The organism is Streptomyces sp. NPDC004126, from assembly GCF_050275515.1.
Classification (GTDB): Bacteria; Actinomycetota; Actinomycetes; order Streptomycetales; family Streptomycetaceae; genus Streptomyces.
In genome coordinates this window covers 1-14671 of record NZ_JBNNPF010000098.1, presented here as the reverse complement: position 1 = coordinate 14671, position 14671 = coordinate 1, and the positions used below count along the sequence as shown (strand labels likewise).

General features: G+C 74.2%; 16 protein-coding genes and 1 riboswitch. Of the genes, 10 read left to right on the top strand and 6 right to left on the bottom strand.

The genetic code is table 11. The features are described 5' to 3' along the window. Positions 1-162: 162 nt before the first annotated feature. The 4 genes from ACQKM2_RS39840 to ACQKM2_RS39825 all read right to left on the bottom strand — a co-directional run bounded on the left by ACQKM2_RS39840 (position 163) and on the right by ACQKM2_RS39825 (position 4473). Positions 163-1683: a cobyric acid synthase gene (locus ACQKM2_RS39840; RefSeq protein ID WP_427718878.1), complete on the bottom strand. Its 1521-nt coding sequence runs from the start codon at positions 1681-1683 to the stop codon at positions 163-165. Beyond that, the gene (locus ACQKM2_RS39835) at positions 1680-2636 is read right to left on the bottom strand and encodes a cobalamin biosynthesis protein (RefSeq protein WP_427718875.1); all 957 of its coding nucleotides are present in this window, start codon (positions 2634-2636) and stop codon (positions 1680-1682) included. The genes ACQKM2_RS39840 and ACQKM2_RS39835 overlap by 4 nt, the downstream gene beginning before the upstream one ends. A gap of 58 nt (positions 2637-2694) precedes the next feature. After that, a riboswitch (cobalamin riboswitch) is annotated at positions 2695-2780 on the bottom strand. Positions 2781-2939: 159 nt separating this feature from the next. Beyond that, entirely contained in the window at positions 2940-3161 is a 222-nt protein-coding gene (locus ACQKM2_RS39830) for a hypothetical protein (protein WP_427718873.1), read from the bottom strand. Between the two features lie 28 nt (positions 3162-3189). After that, entirely contained in the window at positions 3190-4473 is a 1284-nt protein-coding gene (locus ACQKM2_RS39825) for an inorganic phosphate transporter (RefSeq protein ID WP_427718870.1), read from the bottom strand. A gap of 299 nt (positions 4474-4772) precedes the next feature. Here ACQKM2_RS39825 and ACQKM2_RS39820 point away from each other — a divergent pair, with 299 nt between their 5' ends. Both ACQKM2_RS39820 and ACQKM2_RS39815 read left to right on the top strand, forming a co-directional pair. Further along, positions 4773-5903, top strand: a complete 1131-nt coding sequence (locus ACQKM2_RS39820) for an alpha/beta hydrolase family protein (RefSeq protein ID WP_427718867.1) — start codon at positions 4773-4775, stop codon at positions 5901-5903. A gap of 140 nt (positions 5904-6043) precedes the next feature. Further along, the gene (locus ACQKM2_RS39815; protein WP_427718865.1) at positions 6044-7459 is read left to right on the top strand and encodes a hypothetical protein; all 1416 of its coding nucleotides are present in this window, start codon (positions 6044-6046) and stop codon (positions 7457-7459) included. A 31-nt stretch (positions 7460-7490) separates the two neighbouring features. On the opposite strand, the gene ACQKM2_RS39810 is transcribed toward ACQKM2_RS39815, so the two are convergent. After that, positions 7491-7886: a VOC family protein gene (locus ACQKM2_RS39810; protein ID WP_427718863.1), complete on the bottom strand. Its 396-nt coding sequence runs from the start codon at positions 7884-7886 to the stop codon at positions 7491-7493. Between the two features lie 69 nt (positions 7887-7955). Beyond that, positions 7956-8846 (bottom strand): KPN_02809 family neutral zinc metallopeptidase, encoded by an 891-nt coding sequence (ypfJ, locus tag ACQKM2_RS39805; protein ID WP_427718861.1) that lies wholly within the window; start codon positions 8844-8846, stop codon positions 7956-7958. Positions 8847-9102: 256 nt separating this feature from the next. On the opposite strand from ypfJ, the gene ACQKM2_RS39800 reads away from it, so the two are divergent. The 8 genes from ACQKM2_RS39800 to ACQKM2_RS39765 all read left to right on the top strand — a co-directional run bounded on the left by ACQKM2_RS39800 (position 9103) and on the right by ACQKM2_RS39765 (position 14534). Beyond that, positions 9103-10701 carry an ABC-F family ATP-binding cassette domain-containing protein gene (locus ACQKM2_RS39800; protein WP_125818899.1) on the top strand — a complete coding sequence of 533 codons (1599 nt, stop codon included), beginning with the start codon at positions 9103-9105 and terminating at the stop codon, positions 10699-10701. 386 nt (positions 10702-11087) lie between these two features. Next, on the top strand, positions 11088-11309 hold the full coding sequence (locus ACQKM2_RS39795) for a helix-turn-helix domain-containing protein (RefSeq protein WP_007263382.1): 222 nt from the start codon (positions 11088-11090) through the stop codon (positions 11307-11309). A gap of 206 nt (positions 11310-11515) precedes the next feature. After that, positions 11516-12295: an enoyl-CoA hydratase/isomerase family protein gene (locus ACQKM2_RS39790; protein WP_427718857.1), complete on the top strand. Its 780-nt coding sequence runs from the start codon at positions 11516-11518 to the stop codon at positions 12293-12295. A gap of 151 nt (positions 12296-12446) precedes the next feature. Then, a complete protein-coding gene (locus ACQKM2_RS39785) occupies positions 12447-12896 on the top strand; it encodes an Asp23/Gls24 family envelope stress response protein (RefSeq protein ID WP_427718854.1) in 450 nt (149 codons plus the stop codon). Positions 12897-12926: 30 nt separating this feature from the next. Next, positions 12927-13124, top strand: coding sequence for a hypothetical protein (locus tag ACQKM2_RS39780; protein WP_427718851.1), 198 nt, complete (start codon positions 12927-12929; stop codon positions 13122-13124). Positions 13125-13132: 8 nt separating this feature from the next. Next, positions 13133-13498: a hypothetical protein gene (locus tag ACQKM2_RS39775; RefSeq protein ID WP_427718848.1), complete on the top strand. Its 366-nt coding sequence runs from the start codon at positions 13133-13135 to the stop codon at positions 13496-13498. Then, entirely contained in the window at positions 13396-14004 is a 609-nt protein-coding gene (locus ACQKM2_RS39770; protein WP_427718846.1) for a DUF6286 domain-containing protein, read from the top strand. Before ACQKM2_RS39775 ends, ACQKM2_RS39770 begins: the two co-directional genes overlap by 103 nt. Beyond that, on the top strand, positions 14001-14534 hold the full coding sequence (locus ACQKM2_RS39765; protein ID WP_427718845.1) for an alkaline shock response membrane anchor protein AmaP: 534 nt from the start codon (positions 14001-14003) through the stop codon (positions 14532-14534). Before ACQKM2_RS39770 ends, ACQKM2_RS39765 begins: the two co-directional genes overlap by 4 nt. Positions 14535-14671 lie beyond the last annotated feature (137 nt).

Sequence of the window (14671 nt, the reverse complement as noted above, 5' to 3'; positions counted from 1 at the left end):
CCGCCTGTTGAGCAACGCGGACCCCCCCTGCCCCCGCATCCGGGGGCTCCGCGCCCGGTGCGCTCAATCGCCGCGCGGGCTGGATTTCGCGCAGCGAAATTCCAGCCCCGCCGGCGATTGAGGCGCGGGGGTCCGGGGCGCAGCCCCGCAGGGCCGGGGCCGTCACGGGGCGCCCGGGGGGAGGAACGGCAGCCCGGCCGGGGCGCCGCCCTCGATCAGGCGCAGCAGCGCAGCGGTGTCGGCGTGCTCGGCGATCAGGTCGCCCAGCAGGTCGAGCTGTTCCTCCCGCAGGGAGGCGAACGAGGTGTCGGGGGCGGGGACGAAGCGGCGGCCCGCAGCCGCGGCGACCTCGCGCAGGAACGCCCGGCGGAAGCCGTCCGACTCCAGCGAGCCGTGCCAGTGGGTGCCCCACACCGATCCGACCCGGCAGCCGTCCAGGAAGGGTTCGCCGCCCAGCACCTCGGCCACCCCGTGGTGGATCTCGTAGCCCGAGACCTCCTCGCCGAGGGCGGTGCCCTCCGGCCGGGCCAGCGTCTTCTCCGCCGCGAACCGCACCCGCACCGGCAGCAGCCCCAGCCCCGCCACCGAGCCGGCCTTCGACTCGACCTCGTCGTCGATGTGCTCGCCCAGGGCCTGGAAGCCGCCGCAGATGCCGAGCACCGGCCGCCCCTCCGCGGCCCGCCGGGCCAGCGCGTCGGCGAGGCCCCGCGCGCGGAGCCACTCCAGCGCCTTCACCGTGCCGCGCGTGCCCGGTACGACGACCAGGTCGGCGTCGGCCAGTTCCTCGGCCCGGTCCACGAACCGCACGATCACGCCCGGCTCGGCCGCCAGCGCGTCGACGTCGGTGAAGTTCGACATCAGCGGCACCGCGCACACCGCGACCCGCAGCACGTCCTCGCCGACCGGCGGGGCGACCACGGACTCGCGTACCGCGCCCCGCAGGGAGACCCGCAGGCCGTCCTCCTCGTCGATGCCCAGCCCGTGCTGGAACGGCAGCACCCCGTACGTCGCCCGCCCGGTGAGGGACCGCAGCATCTCCATGCCCGGCTCCAGCAGGGACACGTCGCCGCGGAACTTGTTGACCATGTAGCCGGCGATGAGCGACTGGTCCTCCGCCGACAGCAGGGCCGTCGTCCCGAAGAAGGAGGCGAAGACCCCGCCCCGGTCGATGTCGCCGACCACGACCACCGGGAACCGCGCGGCCCGCGCGATGCCCATGTTCACGATGTCGGTCCGGCGCAGGTTGATCTCGGCCGGACTGCCCGCCCCCTCGCAGATCACGGCGTCATACGTGCCCCGCAGCTGCTCCAGGCAGTCCGTGACGATGCCGAGGAGCTGCTCCTGGCGGCCGCCGTGGTAGCCGCGGGCGCTCATCTCGCCGACCGGCTTGCCCAGCAGCACCACCTGGCTGCTGCGGTCGCTGCCGGGCTTGAGCAGGACCGGGTTCATCAGCGCGGTCGGCTCGACCCGGGCGGCCTGGGCCTGCATGGCCTGGGCGCGGCCGATCTCGGCGCCCTCGCGCGTCACGAACGAGTTCAGGGACATGTTCTGGGCCTTGAACGGGGCCACCTTCACGCCCTGCCGGGCCAGCCAGCGGCAGATGCCCGCGGTGACCACGCTCTTGCCCGCGTCCGATGTCGTACCGGCGACCAGCAGTCCGCCGCCGCGCCCCGTCCCGCTCATGCCCGTCCCCTTCTCGTCATCGCCGCGGCCGAGCGCACGGCCACGCAGGCCCCGAGCGCCAGCCAGGTCACCCGTCGCGACAGCCGTACGGCCCGTTCGATGTCCGCGACCTCCACGGGCCGCCCGCGCTCCCCGTTGAGCACGGCCCGGTGTTCGATCCGGCCGCCGTAGGACAGGGTCCCGCCCAGCCGGACGCCGAGCGCCCCGGCGAAGGAGGCTTCGACCGGGCCGGCGTTGGGGCTGGGGTGGGCGGCGGCGTCGGCGCGCCAGGCCCGTACGGCTCCGCGGCGGTCGGGGCCGGCGGCCACGGCGGCGAGGGCCGTGAGCCGGGCGCCGGGCCAGCCGGCCAGGTCGTCGAGGCGGGCGGAGGCCCAGCCGTAGCGCAGGTAGCGGGGCGACTTGTGGCCGACCATCGCGTCCAGGGTGTTCACGGCGCGGAAGGCCAGCAGTCCGGGGACTCCGGCGACGGCACCCCAGACCAGGGCCCCGACGACCGCGTCGGAGGTGTTCTCGGCGACGGACTCCACGACGGCCCGGGCCATCTGCTGCTCGTCCAGTGCCTGGGGGTCGCGCCCGCACAGGTGCGGGAGCCGCTCCCGGGCGACCTCCGCGTCCCCGGCGGCGAGGGCCCCGCCGATGGCGCGGGCCTCCCGGCCGAGGGAGGTGCCGCCGACGACGGCCCAGGTGGCCGCGGCGGTCAGGGCGATACGGGCGGCCGCGGGCCGGGAGCGCACGGCGCGTGCGCCCAGCGCGCCGACGGCGGCGGCGCCGCCCGCGCAGACGAGGGTGTGCAGGAGGCCGCGGGCGCGGTCGTCGCGCCACAGGGCGCCCTCGACGGCGGCGGCGGCTCGTCCGAAGGCGGCCACGGGGTGCCCCCGGCGCGGATCCCCGAGGATCCGGTCGCCGATCAGCCCCGCCGCGGCGCCGTACGCGAAGACGCGGTCGGCACGCATGGTGGCAGGTATGTCCTCACTCAGGGTCCGCGCCCTGGTTCGACGTGTCCGGCGGCGAGAGTTCCTGGCTCCCGGGGCGCACGCGCGGCGTGCGCTCCCCGGTGACAGTGGCGGGACCGCGCCGGATTCGCACCGGACTTCCTCTCCATGCCGCCGTATTGGCTCGGGCAGTCCACCACGCCCCGCGAACGCCCGTCAACTTGCCGTTGACCTGGTGGGACGGACGGCGGAGGAGGGGCGCGGGTACGCGAAAGCTCCCTCCGGGGAATCCCGGAGGGAGCCGTCGTACGCGGTGCGGCGGTGTCAGCTGACGATCAGGTAGATCCCGTAGGCCACGGCCGCCGCGCAGAGCGCGAAGCAGGCGTAGGCGCCGCTGCGGGCCAGGGTCGCGGCCCCGCCCTGCTCGGTGGCGGTCTCGTGCTTGGAGAGGCCCACCAGGCCCAGGGTGAAGAGGGCCACGAGGGCGACGGTGGCGGAGAGGCTGACCCCGAAGACGGAGCCGAGTGCTGCCCAGTCGATCTTCATACTGCCGTTTCCTCTGTCGTTCTCGGGGTCAGACCGCCGCGGCCGGGGCCGTGGGGGTCGTCGGGGCGGCCGGGTTGGCCGTCGCGGCCGGGATGGTGGCCTTGAGGTCCTCGTCGGTGACGGCGGCGGTGGTGCCCGCGAGCGGCGGGACCGCGACGGCGGCCATGGCGGTGGTGACCACGCCGGGCTCCTCGGCCTCGGCGGTGGCGGTGCCCGCCTCGTTGACGTTGGTGTGGTCGACGACCTGGCGGCGGGAGATCAGCCAGATGGCGACGCAGGAGCCGACCAGGAAGACGGTGACGGCGACGACGCCGATGTCACCGGTGCGCATGACCAGCTCGGCGCCGGAGGCGACGAGGGCGGCGGCCGGCAGGGTCAGGCCCCACGCGACGAACATGCGGGTGGCGGTGGACCAGCGGACCACGCCGCCCTTGCGGCCCAGGCCCGCACCCATGACGGCGCCGGAGCAGGCGTGCGTGGTGGAGAGGGAGAAGCCGAGGTTGGACGAGGCCAGGATGACGCTGGCGGCCGAGGTCTGGGCGGCGAAGCCCTGCTGCGGCTGCAGGTCGGTCAGGCCGGAGCCCATGGTGCGGATGATGCGCCAGCCGCCCAGGTAGGTGCCCATCGCGATGGCCAGACCGGCGGAGACGATGACCCAGACCGGCGGGTTGGAGCCGGGCGCGAGCGCGCCGCCGGCGACCAGGGCCAGGGTGATGATGCCCATCGTCTTCTGCGCGTCGTTGGTGCCGTGCGCGAGGGAGACGAGACCGGCGGAGGCGATCTGGCCGGCCTTGTAGCCCTTGGCCGAGGTCTTCTCGCCGATCTTGCCGTTCAGCGCGTACGTGACCTTCGTGGCCAGCATCGCGGCCACACCGGCCACGATCGGCGCGGCGACGGCGGGGAGCAGCACCTTGGTGACGAGCGTGTCGCCGTTGACGGCGCCGAGGCCGGCGGAGGCGACGGCCGCACCGACCAGGCCGCCCATCAGGGCGTGCGAGGAGCTGGAGGGGAGGCCGACCAGCCAGGTGACGAGGTTCCAGAGGATCGCGCCGACCAGGGCGGCGTAGATCACCTCCGGCTGAATGCCCTCCTCGTTGACCAGGCCCTTGGAGATCGTCTTGGCGACCTCCACGGACATGAACGCGCCGACGAGGTTGAGCACGGCGGACATGGCCACCGCCGTCTTGGGCTTGAGGGCGCCGGTCGAGATGGTGGTGGCCATCGCGTTGGCTGTGTCGTGGAAACCGTTCGTGAAGTCGAACACGAGAGCGGTGATGATCACGATCCCGAGGAGAAGCGTTATGTGCTCCATTTACCCAGGCTTCTGTTTGGCGTCAGTGGCTCGGCGACCGTAGGCAACCTGGGTGAACGGAAGATGAACTGACTCGGGCGGCACGGTGTCCCCACGCGCCACACGATCGGGTCATTCGTCCTGATTCTGTCGTAGCCATCCCGATTCCTGCACGTCAAAGCAGGGTGAACGGCCCCCTCCGGGCAGGGCCCGGGGCCGGTGCGCGCCCCTCCTCGGACCCCGCGAAGAGAGGTAGATCACTCCGTTCGGAGCGATCTGCTCCGGTGGCCCCTCCGCCCCCGCGCGCCGAAACTGGAACGGTGCGTACCGCCACAGCGACGGCAGCGGCCGTCACCACGACCCTGATCGGCGCCGGAGCGGCCGCGGTCGCGGCCGGCCGGTACGCCGCCGACGCGGCCCTGCGGCCCGAACCGGGCCGCCCGCTGCCCGGCGGCCCCCGCCTGAGCGTGCACTCCACCGGAGCCGGCCGGGTGGTCCTCACCCGCTCGCTGGCCTCCCTGCGCCCCGGCGTCCACGCGCTGGAGGCGCCCGGGGTGCACGCCGTGGTCGGCTCCGTCCTCACCGACGTCCCGCACGACCCGGACACCGTCGTACGCCGCCTCCTGTCCGTCGGCCACGGCGAGCTGACCCCCGGCACCCGGGTCGCCCTCACCCCCCAGGTGCACCGGGGCAACCCGCGCTCCGCCCTCGGGCTGGACCACGCCGACGTGGACGTCCCCGGCGAGCTCGGCCCGCTCCCGGCCTGGTTCCTGCCCGGCGCCCGGGGCACCTGGGTGATCACCGTCCACGGGCTCGGCACCGGCCGGGAGCACCCGATGACGGTCATGCCCTTCCTGCACCGCCACCGCCTCCCGGTGCTCGACCTCGCCTACCGGGGCGACATCGGCGCACCCGCGCCCCCGGACGGCCTCGGCCACCTCGGCGAGTCGGAGTGGCGGGACCTGGACGCCGCCATCCGCTACGCCGTGCGCTACGGGGCCCGCCGCGTGGTCCTGTACGGCTGGTCCACCGGGGCCGCCATGGCCCTGCGCGCCCTGGAGCGCTCGGCCCTGGCCGGCCGGGTCTCCGGGCTGGTGCTGGACTCGCCCGTCATGGACTGGCACACCACCCTGCGGGCCCTGGCCGCCGCCCGCGGCACCCCGGCCCCGCTGCTCCCGCTCGCCGTCCGGGCCGCCGAGGGCCGTGCCGGGCTGCGCGCCGACCACCTCCCGCCGGGGGCCGACCCCGGCGCGCTGCGCGTGCCCGTCCTGCTCTTCCACGGGCCCGCCGACACGATCGCCCCCTGGGAGCCCTCCCGCCGGCTCGCGGCCGCCCGGCCCGACCTGGTCACCCTGCACACCGTGATGGACGCCGGGCACGGGGCGATGTGGAACGCCGACCCGCTGCGCTACGAGGAGGCGCTGCGACGCTTCCTCACTCCCCTCATGTGACGTGTGATGTGGCGCCCGGGTGAAGGGCCTGTGGCGGACGGGGCGCAGTGGGGGATTCCTCCCGGTTCATCCACCCTGTGACCTGTGGAAATGACCCGTTCCGTTTGGGCTTTCGGCCAGTGACGGGCGAGACTGCTTCCGTGACGTCCCGAAAGCCTGATGAGCAGTTGGCTCGCGACTCCAGACTCCGACTCGTCTCCCAGCGCTCCGTCGCCACGGCGCGCAAGGCGGTGACCGACCGGCGAACCCGGCCGGCCACCCGGCCCCCGGCGGGCACCCCCGCCACGGCGGACCTGGCGAACCGCGCCCGGGCCTCGCTCGCGGACGCGGTACGGCTGGCCCGCTGGGCCGAGCTGAACCTCGGCGCGGGCGACGGCGGCCGCCCGGCGCCCTCGGGCGCACTGCCCGCCGTGGACGTCGAACGGGCTGCCGCGGAACTGGGCCTGACGCACGGGCAGATCCGGGTCGGCTGGGACCGCGCCCGCCTCTCCGGCCTCGTCGAGGTGCACGGCGGACACGCCCGCCCCGGCTGGCGGCTGCGCGCCTGGGACCGCGACGACACCGCCGTACTGCGCGGCTGGGTAGCCCTCTTCGACGCCTGGTCGCTCGTCCACCCGGCCCCCGCGGACATCGCCCCCTCGGCCGTCGCCGAAGTGGTCGAGGCCATGCCGCAGCTGCTGTCGCTGCTCCAGCTGTCCGCCGGCCCGGTGACCGTCCCCGACCTCCTGGACCTGCTCGGCCAGCGGGTCACCGAGCTGCGCGACGAGCGCTGCGAGGTCCCCTACGGCCCCGAGCCCGCCGCCGGCTCCACCGCCGCCGCCGAACCCCGGCCGCTGCCGCTCGCCCGGCTGCTGCGCTGGGCCCTGGGCGGACTCGCCGCCGTGGACGCCGTCACCCTCGGCCCCGCCATGGCCACCCTCACCCCCCTGGGCAGCTGGGCCGTGTGGGTGAAGCTGGAGCAGATCTGCGTCGCCGCCCAGAGCCCGGCCGGGAACATCGAGCAGTCCGCCGCCGCCATGCTGCACGGCTGCGCCCGGCTCACCCCCGGACCGGCCCGCGCCGAGTACCAGGCCTGGCTCGCCGCCCGGCCCGTCGGCCACGCCGTCAGCGAGCTGCTGCACGCCGCCCGCGGCGAGGACGCCCTGCTGCGCGGCCTCGCCTTCGAGGCGCTGCGGGTGGTCGGAGCCCCCGCCGAGCGCGAGGTGCGCGCCGCCCTGCGCGAGCCCGCGCTGCGCCCGTACGCCCTGCTCTGGCTCGCCGAGCACGACGGGGTGGACCCGGACGACGCCCAGGACGTGCTCACCCCCGAGGAGTCGACCTGGCTGTGGGTGGACACCGCCGCCGCCATCGCCGACCACGGCGAGGCCGACCTGCTCGCCCGGCACCTCGACTCCGCCGTCCGCACCACCGTCCCCCGGCTGCTGGACGAGGTCCGCGCGGTCGGCCACCCCCGCACGGTGCAGGTGCTGGTCGCCCTGGCGGCCGCCCACCCCGACCCCGCCCTCGCCAAGGCGGTCCGCCGGGCCGCCTTCCAGGTCCACACCGGCGGCGCCTGACCGCCGCCGTACGCGCGGACGCGCCGCGGGGTCACAGCTGCGGCGCGTACGTCCCGAAGCTCCAGACGTTGCCCTCGGCGTCCCGGGCCATGTAGTCCCGGGACCCGTAGTCCTGGTCGGTGGGCTCCATCAGGATCTCCACGCCGTGCTCGGCCGCCCGCCGGTGATGGGCGTCCACGTCGTCGACCACGACGTAGACCCCGGCCGGGCCCGCCGCCTCCATGGCCTTGTCGAAGGCACCGCCGCGCCCCTTGCTGCCCAGCATCACCGCGCCGTTGCCGTACGCCAGCTCCGCGTGCATCACCGTGCCGTCGTCGCCCTCGTAGACCGCGACCTGGGTGAACCCGAACGCCTCGGTGAGCTGCTGGATCGCCGCCCTCGCGTCGCGGTAGAGCAGCGCGGGGTAGATGGACGGAACGCCTGCCATGACGATCACTCCCTCTCGTGACGGTGGTCGAAGTGACCCGCGTCACAGCATGGCAGGCGGCGCCGACAGTCAGCGGAAGGTGTTGCACTGGGCCATGTCGCCCGTGCGGTAGCCCTGGTAGAACCACTGCTGGCGCTGCTCGGCCGAGCCGTGGGTCCAGGACTCCGGGGTGACCCGCCCCTGGAACTTCTCCTGGATCCGGTCGTCGCCGACCGCCGCCGCCGCGTCCAGGCCGTCCCGGATGTCCTGGTCGGTGAGGGTGGTGATCAGCGGCCGCCCCGTGGACTCGTCCGGGGTCCTCGTCGCGTTGTGCGCCCACACCCCCGCGTAGCAGTCGGCCTGGAGCTCGACCTTCACCGCGTTGCTGTTGGCGCCCTGCCGCCCGTCCTGGGCCCGCTGGAGCGTCCCGGTCAGGTTCTGGATGTGGTGCCCGTACTCGTGGGCCACCACGTAGGCCTGGGCGAAGGGGCCCCCGCTCGCCCCGAACTTCGTCCGCAGCTCGTCGAAGAAGCCCAGGTCCAGGTAGACCTGCCGGTCGCCCGGGCAGTAGAAGGGCCCCACCGCCGAGGTGGCCGTCCCGCAGGCGGTGTTCACCCGGCCGGTGAAGAAGACCGTCGACGCCGGCCGGTAGGCGCCGCCGCGCTTCTGGAACTCCTGCCTCCAGAAGTCCTGGGTGCTGTTGACCACCGCGACCAGCCGGCAGTCCTCGCGCGTGTTCGCGTCCCGCCCGCTCTTGCAGGCCTGCTGCACCTGCGCGGCCGAGGAGGAGGTCGCCACCGGCTCCGGACTGCCGTCCGACAGGCCCAGCTGCTCCGGGCCCACCCCGAAGAGCAGCCCCAGCACCAGCGCGATCAGACCGACGATGCCGCCGCCGATCGTGGCCCTCCCGCCCGGGACACGGCTGCCGCGCACGTCCTTGACCTCGGACGTGTCCAGATTGGCGTTGTCGTCGAACTGCATCCCGCACCGCCCGTATCGGTGAGACCCCAGGGGCCGCCTGCCGCCCCTGCGGCGAGTGTCAACCCCTTCATCCTGATACGTGCCCGGGCGCCCCCGCGTGGCCCGTGGGCCGAACGGGGGACGGGAGGTCCAGAAAAGTGGTTGCGCACCCCCGGTAGAATGAATCCCATGGCAAATCTCCTCGCGGATTAGCGGCGTCGAAGCAACGCGCGTCCTGCCCCCACTTCCGCCGTCCCCACCGCCCTGGAGTATTTCCGTGATCACCGCCACCGGCATCGAGCTGCGCGCCGGCGCCCGCATCCTCATCGAGAACGCGTCCTTCCGTGTCGCCAAGGGCGACCGCATCGGGCTCGTCGGCCGCAACGGAGCGGGCAAGACCACCCTCACCAAGTGCCTCGCGGGCGAGGGCCAGCCCGCCGGCGGCACCATCACCCGCTCCGGTGAGGTCGGCTACCTCCCGCAGGACCCGCGCACCGGCGACCTCGACGTGCTCGCCCGCGACCGGATCCTCTCCGCGCGCGGGCTCGACGTACTGATCAAGAAGATGCGCGCCAACGAGGAGCGCATCGCCACCGGCTCCGGCGCCACCCGCGACAAGGCCCTCAAGCAGTACGAGCGCCAGGAGACCGAGTTCCTGACCAAGGGCGGCTACGCCGCCGAGTCCGAGGCCGCGACCATCTCGGCCGCCCTCAGCCTCCCCGACCGGGTCCTCGGCCAGCCCCTGCACACCCTCTCCGGCGGCCAGCGCCGCCGCGTCGAGCTCGCCCGGATCCTCTTCTCGGACGCCGACACCCTGCTCCTCGACGAGCCCACCAACCACCTCGACGCCGACTCGATCGTCTGGCTGCGCGACTACCTGAAGAACTACCGCGGCGGCTTCATCGTGATCTCCCACGACGTCGACCTCGTCGAGACCGTGGTCAACAAGGTCTTCTACCTCGACGCCAACCGGTCCCAGATCGACGTCTACAACATGGGCTGGAAGCTCTACCAGCAGCAGCGCGAGGCCGACGAGAAGCGCCGCAAGCGCGAGCGCCAGAACGCCGAGAAGAAGGCCGCGGCGCTGAACTCGCAGGCCGACAAGATGCGCGCCAAGGCCACCAAGACCGTCGCCGCCCAGAACATGGCCAAGCGCGCCGAACGGCTGCTCTCCGGCCTGGAGGCCGTCCGCGCGTCCGACAAGGTCGCCAAGCTCCGCTTCCCGGAGCCGGCGCCCTGCGGCAAGACCCCGCTGACCGCCGAGGGCCTGTCGAAGTCCTACGGCTCGCTGGAGATCTTCACCGACGTCGACCTGGCCATCGACAAGGGCTCCCGCGTCGTCATCCTCGGCCTCAACGGCGCCGGCAAGACCACGCTGCTGCGCCTGCTGTCGGGCACCGAGAAGCCCGACACCGGCACCGTCGTGCCCGGTCACGGCCTCAAGCTGGGCTACTACGCCCAGGAGCACGAGACGCTCGACCCGGACCGCACGGTCCTGGAGAACATGCGGTCCTCCGCCCCCGACCTGGACCTCGTCGAGGTGCGCAAGACGCTCGGCTCCTTCCTGTTCTCCGGCGACGACGTGGACAAGCCCGCGGGCGTGCTCTCCGGCGGCGAGAAGACCCGTCTGGCCCTGGCCACCCTGGTCGTCTCCTCGGCGAACGTGCTGCTCCTCGACGAGCCCACCAACAACCTCGACCCGGCCAGCCGCGAGGAGATCCTGGGCGCGCTGCGCACCTACAAGGGCGCGGTCATCCTCGTCACGCACGACGAGGGCGCCGTGGAGGCCCTGGAGCCGGAGCGGATCATCCTGCTCCCGGACGGGGTCGAGGACCTGTGGGGCCCGGACTACCGGGACCTGGTCGCCCTCGCCTGACCGGCGCCGGGCGGCCCCGCCCGACGGCCCCCCGACGGCCCCGCGGGGTTGATCCAGTTCCTTATGGATCATTCGGCTCAGACGTGATCCATCATCTGAGTGAGACGGTCTCGTACCGCCGCGCCCTGTACATCGGCCCCGGCCGCGTCCTCCCGGACGCGCGTCCGGGGCCGGCCGTTTTCCGCTTCCGGCCCCTGACCTGGTGATTCCTTCCGGCACCGGAGAAATGTGACGGAGGTCATGCGGCGGAAGAGAAGATTCCGTTCTGCTCGGGTGTCCACGGACCGGGAAATGCCGTCGCACCGACCTTGCTGAATGGGTGGCCAGGAAGCCGGGGAGGGGTGATCATGAGAAGTCCAGAGCGCACTTCCCACGAGGAGGCACGGGTGGCCGAGACTCTGAAGAAGGGCAGCCGGGTGACCGGCGCCGCGCGCGACAAGCTCGCGGCAGACCTGAAGAAGAAGTACGACTCCGGTGCGAGTATCCGGGCGCTGGCCGAAGAGACCGGCCGGTCCTACGGATTCGTCCACCGGATGCTCAGCGAGTCCGGAGTCACGCTGCGTGGTCGCGGTGGCGCGACACGCGGCAAGAAGGCGGCCGCGGCCTGACCCTGGCCGTCAGGCCGGGGCCGGTGCCGGAGACCGCCCGACAGCTCCGTTCTCTTTCACGCTGTCTGATCCATGCTGTCGGTTTCGTCCCGATCCACGCACGGTACCTTTCGGTGACCCCCGGTCGGCCCCGCGGTCGGCTGGGTGGTTACTGTGCAGTCACTTAGGCCGGGCACACGGCCGCGACTGCACACCGGAGGCACCAGATGGCTCTGCTCGACAAGGATGGCGTACGGCTCACCATCGACGACACGGTCGCCACGGTGACACTGACCAATCCGGCCAAGCGAAACGCCCAATCCCCCGCGCTCTGGCGGGCGTTGGCGGAGGCCGGACGGTCGCTGCCCGGTACCGTCCGGGTCGTCGTACTGCGCGGCGAGGGCAAGTCCTTCTCCGCCGGGCTCGACCGGCAGGCGTTCACCCCCGAGGGTTTCGAGGGCGAGCCGTCCTTCCTCGATCTGGCGCGCGGTTCCGACGAACTGCTCGACTCCACCATCGCCGAGTACCAGGAGGCCTTCACCTGGTGGCGACGCAATGACATCGTCTCCATCGCCGCCGTACAGGGGCACGCGATCGGCGCCGGCTTCCAGCTCGCGCTCGCCTGCGACCTGCGCGTCGTCGCGGACGACGTGCAGTTCGCCATGCGCGAGACCAGCCTGGGCCTGGTCCCCGACCTGGCCGGCACCCAGCCGCTGACCGCCCTGGTCGGCTACGCCCGCGCGCTGGAGATCTGCGCCACGGGCCGCTTCGTGCACGCCGAGGAGGCCGAACGGGTCGGCCTGGCCAACCTGGTCGTCCCGGCCGCCGAACTGGAGGCCGCCGTCCAGGACCTCACCACCGCCCTGCTGGCCCCGCCCCGCGACGCCGTCATCGAGACCAAGGCGCTGCTGGCCGCGGCCCCCTCCCGTGCGTACGACGACCAGCGCACCGCCGAGCGCGCCGCCCAGGCCCGCCGGCTGCGCGACCTCGCGGGCCTCTCCGACTGAGACCCCGCGCACGCACGCACGTCCGGAGGGCCGGAACGGGGACACCGATGCGGCCCTCCGGCCCTCCGGCCGTCCGGCCCAGTCCCCGGGGCGCCCGCGCCCGTACGCGCTTACCGTGGTCGGGAGACCTCCCCTTCCCCAAGGACGTCCGATGACCGAATCCGCCCCGGGGGGCTCCGCCAGGGCCCCCGCAGACCGCGGCCGCACCACCATCGCCGACGGGGTGGTGGAGAAGATCGCCGGGCTGGCCGCCCGGGAGGTACCCGGCGTCCACGCCATGGGCAGCGGCACCGGGCTCTCCCGCACCTTCGGGGCCGTCCGCGGCCGCGCCCCCGGCGGGGCGAAGTCCGCGGCCGCCCGAGGGGTCAAGGCGGAGGTCGGGGAGGTGCAGACCGCCCTCGACCTGGAGATCGTCGTCGACTACGGCGTCGAGATCCGCGAGGTCGCCCGGGCGGTCCGGGAGAACGTCATCGCGGCGGTCGAGCGGATGACCGGCCTGGAGGTCGTCGAGGTCAACATCGCCGTCAGCGACGTCAAACTGCCCGACGAACCGGACGAACGCGACGAGCCCGACGAGGAACCGGACTCCCGGCTCCGGTAGCGGCCCGCGGCAGCGGAGAGGAGCCAGGTCATGAGCATGGCGGTCGCCGGCCTGTTCGCCGGCATCGCCCTGGCGTTCGCCGGATGGTTCGGCGGCTTCGGGGCCTTCCTGCTGGTGGCGGCACTCGGCGCCATCGGCTTCCTCGTCGGCCGCTGCCTCGACGGCGACCTCGACCCGGGCGACCTGTTCCGGTCCCGCGGCCGCGATCGCGGCGACCGGCGCGGGTGAGGCCGCCGATGGGCACGCCGCGCCCCCTGCCGCCGAAGGTGCCGCCCGCCGAGCGGGGTGCCCTGCAGATCTCCGACCGGGTCGTCGCCAAGATCGCGGCCCAGGCCGCCCGGGAGGCCCTCGACGTCCTGCCCGGAGCCGTCCCGCACGCCACCGTCACCGTCCACCACGACATCGCACGGGTCCGGGTGAGCCTGGAGCTCGACTACCCCTGCGACCTCGCCGCCCAGTGCGCCGCCGTACGCGCGCAGGTCGTCCGGCGCGTCGAGCAGTGCACGGCGATGGCCGTGCCCGAGGTCGACATCGACATCGAGCACCTGCACTCCACCCGCACCCGTCCCGGCGCCGCCGGCCGGGACCGGAGGCTGCGGTGAACGCGCCGCACCGGTTCCGGTCCCCGCGCCGGGTACCGGCCGCGATCACCGCGCTGGTGGTGCTCGCGGTGGCGGGGCTCTTCCTCTACGACCTGGCCGCGGTACGCGCACACCGGCCCGGCATGCGCTGGCGGCGCGAACTCGGCGCCCTGCTGGAGCGGTACACCCCGGCCGGCGCGCTGCTGGTTTTGGCCGGAGCGGGCCTCCTGCTGCTGGCGCTGACCCCCGGGCTGCGCGGGGTGCTGCCGATGCGGACGGAGTCGGGGGTGCGGGCGGGCATCGGCCGCCGGGCCGCCGCGCTGGTGCTGCGGGACCGGGCCATGGAGGTCGCCGGGGTCCGCTCGGTGCGGGTCAGGGTGGGCCGCACCCGGGTCGGGGTCCGGGCCACCTCGCACTTCCGCGAACTGGACGACGTACGGGCCGACCTGGACCAGGTGCTCGCCGTCGGCATCGGGGAGCTGGGCCTCGCGCACCCGCCGCGGACCCGGATCAGGCTCAGGCGGTGAGCGGCGTGCTGGGGGCCGTCAACCGGGCGGTGCTGGCGCTCGGCGGCCTGGTCCTGCTGGCGGCCGGCCTCGCGCTCCTCACCGGGCGCCACGCCCCGCTGCTGCGGGGGCGCCGGAGCCTGGACGGCGGGTGGTGGTGGGCGGTGTCCGCCGCCCTCGCGGCGTGCGTGCTGCTGGCGCTGTGGTGGCTGGCGGCGCAGCTGCGGCGCCCACGGCTCGCGGTGTTGGCGGTGGACACCGGCGACGGCGGCTTCGCGCTGCTGCGGGGCCGCGCGCTGGAGGAGGCGGTGGCGGCCGAGGCGGCGGCGGTGGGCGGGGTCGCCGACTGCCGGGTCGCGCTGCGGGGGCGGCGCGGTGCCCCGACCCTGCGGGTGGCGCTGGAACTGGAACCCCACGCCGTCCCGGCGGACGTCCTCGCCGCGCTGGCGGGCCCGGTCCTCACCCACGCCCGCACCACGACGGCCCTCCCGGCCCTCGGGGTGGAAGCCCGCCTGAAGGCGACCCCGCATCCACCGCAACGGGCCGTCTGATCCCCGCCGCCGGTGCCGGTGGCTAGCGCGCGTTGGCCGGGTTGAACGGCTCCGCCGTGGTGACCGAGATGTGCCGGCGCGCGAGGGTGGCGGTCAGGCGGTCGGCGCGTGCGTCGTCGGGCAGCGGGAGCCAGGTG

What these genes read in the sequence shown, in the direction of transcription:
- ACQKM2_RS39840 (WP_427718878.1), bottom strand. Translation starts at nt 1,683, where the DNA reads ATGAGCGGGACGGGGCGCGGCGGCGGACTGCTGGTCGCCGGTACGACA.
- ACQKM2_RS39830 (WP_427718873.1), bottom strand. Translation starts at nt 3,161, where the DNA reads ATGAAGATCGACTGGGCAGCACTCGGCTCCGTCTTCGGGGTCAGCCTC.
- ACQKM2_RS39790 (WP_427718857.1), top strand. Translation starts at nt 11,516, where the DNA reads ATGGCTCTGCTCGACAAGGATGGCGTACGGCTCACCATCGACGACACG.
- ACQKM2_RS39780 (WP_427718851.1), top strand. Translation starts at nt 12,927, where the DNA reads ATGAGCATGGCGGTCGCCGGCCTGTTCGCCGGCATCGCCCTGGCGTTC.
- ypfJ (WP_427718861.1), bottom strand. Translation starts at nt 8,846, where the DNA reads ATGCAGTTCGACGACAACGCCAATCTGGACACGTCCGAGGTCAAGGAC.
- ACQKM2_RS39810 (WP_427718863.1), bottom strand. Translation starts at nt 7,886, where the DNA reads ATGGCAGGCGTTCCGTCCATCTACCCCGCGCTGCTCTACCGCGACGCG.
- ACQKM2_RS39825 (WP_427718870.1), bottom strand. Translation starts at nt 4,473, where the DNA reads ATGGAGCACATAACGCTTCTCCTCGGGATCGTGATCATCACCGCTCTC.
- ACQKM2_RS39775 (WP_427718848.1), top strand. Translation starts at nt 13,133, where the DNA reads ATGGGCACGCCGCGCCCCCTGCCGCCGAAGGTGCCGCCCGCCGAGCGG.
- ACQKM2_RS39785 (WP_427718854.1), top strand. Translation starts at nt 12,447, where the DNA reads ATGACCGAATCCGCCCCGGGGGGCTCCGCCAGGGCCCCCGCAGACCGC.
- ACQKM2_RS39835 (WP_427718875.1), bottom strand. Translation starts at nt 2,636, where the DNA reads ATGCGTGCCGACCGCGTCTTCGCGTACGGCGCCGCGGCGGGGCTGATC.